This window comes from Dethiosulfatibacter sp., from assembly GCF_983023055.1.
Genome location: NZ_CEZJXU010000204.1, coordinates 1 through 4366 on the forward strand (window position 1 = coordinate 1; position 4366 = coordinate 4366).

Sequence of the window (4366 nt, forward strand, 5' to 3'; positions counted from 1 at the left end):
CCTCAGGACATAATTTTCAAAGGTATTAGCATGAGCTTTATTCCAGAAGACAGACTCGGTATGGGGTTGGTTGCGTCAATGGACATGGTTGACAATTTCATGCTGAAGGAACAGCACAATCAGAATAAGATAATACTTGACAGAAAATCCGTAGCTCAAAAATGTAGGGATATGATAAAGTCTCTGGATATTGTAACACCGGGAATAAGCCATCCTGTCAAGCAGCTTTCAGGTGGAAATATTCAGAAAGTTCTTATAGGAAGGGAAATTGAAACAAATCCCCATGTGCTAATAACGGCATATGCTGTAAGGGGACTGGATATTGGAGCTTCACACACAATCTACGATCTTGTTAATGAACAGAAGAAAAAGAAAGTGGCAATATTGTTTATTGGTGAAGATTTGGACGTTCTTTTAAGGCTTTGCGACAGAATTATGGTTCTTTGTAACGGTGAAATAACGGGAATAGTAAAGGCTTCCGAAGTTACAAAGGAAGACCTTGGACTTATGATGGCCGGACAGAAAAGAAATGAGGAGGTTGTATTATGCGAATGATAAAAAGAGCGGGTATAACTCCTAAACAGTCCGCGTTGATTAAAGTATATGCAGTGTTGTCAGCATTGATTGTTTCTGCATTTTTTATATTTTTACTTGGGCACAATCCTGTTGATGTTTATGTATCCATGGCAAAGGGAGCCTTTGGATCGGCATACAGAATCAAGGATACAATTACCATATCAATACCTTTGATAGTTACTTCTATGGGAATTATGATAGCCTTCAAGATGAAGTTCTGGAATATTGGTGCAGAGGGTCAGATTTTGACAGGAGCACTCTTTGCCAGTTACGTAGCACTTAATTTTTCCACACTTCCCAAACCACTGCTTCTATTTTTGATGATGGTAGCAGGATTTGTAGGTGGCGGGTTGTGGGCAATGATACCTGCTATATTGAAGGTAAAATTCGATACAAATGAAACAATTGTTACCCTAATGATGAATTATATAGCTCTTCAGTGGATAACCTATCTCCAGTACGGTCCCTGGAAGGACCCCAATTCAATGGGATTCCCTAAGATTGCAAATTTTGCGGACAATGCAATAATGCCTAAAATATTCGGTGTTCATGTTGGCTGGATATTTGTTCTATTACTTGTTGCCTTTATGACATTTGTTATGAAGAGTACAAAGCAAGGATATCAAATAGCAGTTGTAGGCGAGAGCAAGGATACTGCTAGATACTCGGGAATAAATGTAAGCAAGGTTATCGTGATTTCGATAATTGTAAGTGGAGGTATTTGTGGAATTGCAGGAATGATGCAGGCTTCTGCAGTGAACCAGACTCTTAATACTCAGTTGTCTGCAGGATATGGTTATACGGCAATAATTACGGCATGGCTTTCAGGACTTAATCCTATACTTATAGTGCCAGTGTCCGTACTTTTTGCGGCTATGACCAAGGGAGGAAGTTTCATTCAGACTGCTTTCCAGATTCCGCAGTCTGCTGCAGAGATAATACAAAGCTTGATTCTTTTCTTTGTAATAGGAAGTGAGTTTTTTATTCAGTACAAGCTTGTATTCAATAATAGAAAACACAATAAGGAGGATGCTGCATGAGTTATGGATTTTTAACAGCGATGATAATTGCAGGAACGCCTTTGTTGTTTGCAACACTTGGTGAACTTATAACCGAGAAGGCAGGAAACCTGAACCTTGGTGTTGAAGGAATGATGCTTATAGGAGCAGTGGCAGGATTTGGAGCCGGTATGGCTACCTCAAGTCCTTTAATGGCAATCCTGGGAGCTGGAGTTGCAGGTGCAATGGCTGCCTTTGTATATGGATTCCTTACAATATCATTAAGAGCCAACCAGGTTGTATCGGGGCTTTCTCTTACAATTTTCGGTACAGGTCTTTCAAGTTATCTTGGAACAAACTACATAGGACAGAGGATGCCTGCTGAGATAATAAGTGCATTTGAACCTTTAAGCATTCCTCTCTTATCGAAAATTCCTGTAATAGGACAGGTGCTTTTTAGTCAAGATATTTATGTATATTTTGGACTTTTTTGTGCGGTTCTTACAGGTGTTTACCTCTATAAGACAAGATTTGGTCTTAATCTGAGGGCTGTAGGAGAAAATCCTTCATCGGCAGATGCTGCAGGATTAAATGTAACTCTTTACAAATATATCCATATCCTAATTGGAGGAGCATTTGCTGGAATTGGAGGAGCATATCTTTCTGTAGTTGATGTACCTACCTGGCAGGATAATATAACTGCAGGAAGAGGCTGGATTGCAATAGCACTTGTGATATTTGCAAGATGGAATCCTTTTAAGGCCATATTTGGTGCAGTTCTATTCGGAGGTCTAAGTATAATAGGTTTCAGACTTCAGCATCTGAACATATCCCAGAGCCTTTTGAACATGCTTCCATATCTTGTTACAATAATAGTGCTTACTGCAAGCTCAGCTAAGAAATCGAAGCTGAATGCCCCTCCAAAGGGTCTAAGTCTTCCATATTTCAGAGAAGAAAGATAAATAACAATAATTTTGCCTTCACAATTCCACGTGGAGGTTTTATTTTGTGCAAATTTAAAGTATAATAATAATAAGATTTAAAAGTCAAAAGTAAGTTTCGTAATTTTTCATACAATATTTAGTATCCAGTTGAACCATCCAGATACTAAATATTGCATTCAAAAACTCAGCTATGTACTTTTGACGCTTAAATCATATATAACAAATATAATATTCAATACGGGAGAACTTATGCAAAAACTAAATGATTTAAGACTGGCGGTTTTAATAGATGCTGATAATGTTCCGTCAAAGAAGATTTCGGAAATGATGGAAGAAATAGCAATTTATGGCGTGCCTACTTTCAAGAGGATATATGGGGACTGGACTAGTCCAAATCTTTCGGGATGGAAGAAGGTCCTTCTTAAGAATGCCATAACACCAATACAGCAATACAGTTATACCACAGGGAAAAACTCAAGTGATTCAGCTCTCATTATAGATGCAATGGATATACTTTATTCAAATAAGGTTGACGGATTTTGTATAGTCTCAAGCGATAGTGACTTCACAAGGCTGGCTATAAGACTTAGAGAGGCAGGAATGAAGGTGATAGGAATCGGTGAGAAAAAAACGCCTGAGCCTTTTATTATTGCCTGTGACAAGTTCATATATATCGAAGTACTTCAAAAGGATGAACAGCCAGATGAACAGGTGGAAGTGCCTGTTTCGACAGGAGAGGTTGAAAAGCCCGTTGCTAAAACGAGGAAAAAATCGGCAAAGAACAACAGAATACCTGAAAATATAGTGAAGCTTGTGAAAAATACCACTGAGATAGTTGCAGATGATGATGGATGGGCTTTTTTGGGAGATGTAGGAAACATGCTTCTCAAGAAAAGACCTGATTTCGACCCAAGGAACTATGGCTACCAGAAACTTTCCCATCTCATAAAAAGTATTAGAACAATTGAGGTTGACCAGAGGGAAAGCGGAAACAAGTATGTTAAGCATATATTCATCAGAAATATAGGATAAGTCGTAAATACGTTATGGAGAACATGTTGAAAAAGCGTATAAAGAATTTATTGAAAATAATATCAGTAGCGACTGTTGTTTTACTGGTGCTGATCCTGATTTCATATTACAGTGTTGAATTTAGGACAAGAAACAGGGTTTTTGACAATGTGGATGACTTACCTACTAATATGGTAGGGCTTGTTCTTGGAACAACCAAATATGTATATGGAAGCACTCTTAATCCCTACTACCTAAACAGGATAGATGCAGCAGCCCAGCTATTCAAAGCAGGAAAGGTTGAATATCTTTTAGTAAGCGGAGATAACGGACAGGTCGAATATAACGAACCTGTAAAGATGAAGAAGGACCTTGTAGAAAAGGGAATACCCGAAGATAGGATATTTCTTGACTATGCAGGTTTCAGAACTCTTGATTCTATAGTAAGAAGCAGGGATATATTCGGACAGGAAAAGATAACTGTCATATCACAGGAATTTCACAATGAAAGGGCCGTATTTATAGCCCTTAGCAAGGATATTGATGCAGTAGGGTACAATGCAAAAGATGTAAGCTATAGAACCGGATTTAAGACAAATGTGAGAGAAATTTTCGCTAGGGTCAAGATGATGTTTGATCTAGCGGTTGGAGTACAGCCGAAATTTCTTGGTGAGAAAATAACAATAGAATAAATATTTGATACAGGAGACAAAATGAAGATAGGGATATTTGATTCAGGAGTCGGAGGGCTTACGGTATTAAGTACAGCCATGAAGATAATTCCTGATGCAGAATATATATATTATGCGGACCTTGACAATGTGCCTTACGGTACAA

General features: G+C 38.3%; 4 protein-coding genes and 2 pseudogenes. All 6 read left to right on the forward strand.

What is annotated here, in order from left to right; translation table 11 throughout:
* Positions 1 to 555 (forward strand): annotated as a pseudogene (locus tag AC3AX0_RS08045) (ABC transporter ATP-binding protein); the annotation flags it as partial.
* Complete coding sequence (locus AC3AX0_RS08050; RefSeq protein ID WP_487549788.1) at positions 543 to 1616, forward strand: ABC transporter permease; 1074 nt, start codon at positions 543 to 545, stop codon at positions 1614 to 1616. The pseudogene AC3AX0_RS08045 and the gene AC3AX0_RS08050, both read left to right, overlap by 13 nt.
* Positions 1613 to 2536: an ABC transporter permease gene (locus AC3AX0_RS08055; RefSeq protein WP_487549785.1), complete on the forward strand. Its 924-nt coding sequence runs from the start codon at positions 1613 to 1615 to the stop codon at positions 2534 to 2536. Before AC3AX0_RS08050 ends, AC3AX0_RS08055 begins: the two co-directional genes overlap by 4 nt.
* 231 nt (positions 2537 to 2767) lie before the next feature.
* A complete protein-coding gene (locus AC3AX0_RS08060) occupies positions 2768 to 3550 on the forward strand; it encodes an NYN domain-containing protein (RefSeq protein WP_487549786.1) in 783 nt (260 codons plus the stop codon).
* 23 nt (positions 3551 to 3573) lie between these two features.
* The gene (locus AC3AX0_RS08065; RefSeq protein WP_487549787.1) at positions 3574 to 4221 is read left to right on the forward strand and encodes a SanA/YdcF family protein; all 648 of its coding nucleotides are present in this window, start codon (positions 3574 to 3576) and stop codon (positions 4219 to 4221) included.
* 21 nt (positions 4222 to 4242) lie between these two features.
* Positions 4243 to 4366 (forward strand): annotated as a pseudogene (locus AC3AX0_RS08070) (glutamate racemase); the annotation flags it as partial.